At 63.1% G+C, this 578-nt stretch carries 2 protein-coding genes; both read right to left on the bottom strand.

All coding sequences use genetic code 11. The features are described 5' to 3' along the window. On the bottom strand, positions 1 to 279 hold a 279-nt coding region (tnpB, locus tag IVA91_RS37245; RefSeq protein ID WP_247460164.1), incomplete at its 3' end, for an IS66 family insertion sequence element accessory protein TnpB. Continuing rightward, positions 276 to 578: transposase (locus IVA91_RS37240; RefSeq protein WP_247460163.1), on the bottom strand; the 303-nt coding region annotated here is incomplete at its 5' end. The genes tnpB and IVA91_RS37240, both read right to left, overlap by 4 nt.

Here is a 578-nt window from a genome sequence, read left to right as displayed (position 1 = left end):
GAACATCGCCGGCGACATCCGCATCACGCCGTCCGCGATCGTTGGCCAAACGAACTTGCAACCTTCGAGGCGCTTGTGAACCAACACCAGGCCCGTTCGATCCCAGACCAAAATCTTGATTCGGTCCGCTCGTTTCGATCGGAACACGAAGGCCGCGCCGCTGAACGGGTCGAGACGAAGCATCTCCTGCACCTTCGTCGCAAGCCCATCATGGCCACAGCGGAAATCGATCGGCCGCGTTGCAACGTAAATCTTCAGATCCGCACCAGCCGCGATCATCGTGACGCTCGCACCGCGCGGATCACTCGGGACAGCTGCTCGGCATCAATGGCCATATCCGTCCGCAGCACGACATCGCCGATCGCGATCTCAAGCTTGATCGCCGGAACCTGACGCTCCTCCAACGCACCTTCCACGACCAGCGGCGCGAATGTCGGCTGCGACGCCTCGCACGGCGGCAACATGCCTCGCTGTCGAAACCGCCGTCGCCAATCGTAGATCTGCCAGCGCGTCGCTCCGTGCTTGCGCGCCACCTCGGCCACCTGGGCACCGGGCAACAGACTCTCGGCGACGATCCG

The sequence above is a fragment of the Bradyrhizobium sp. 153 genome (genome assembly GCF_023073835.1).
In the GTDB taxonomy this organism is placed as follows: domain Bacteria; phylum Pseudomonadota; class Alphaproteobacteria; order Rhizobiales; family Xanthobacteraceae; genus Bradyrhizobium.
The sequence above is the reverse complement of the archived record's forward strand: the minus strand, read 5'-3'. Positions and strand labels throughout refer to the sequence as shown.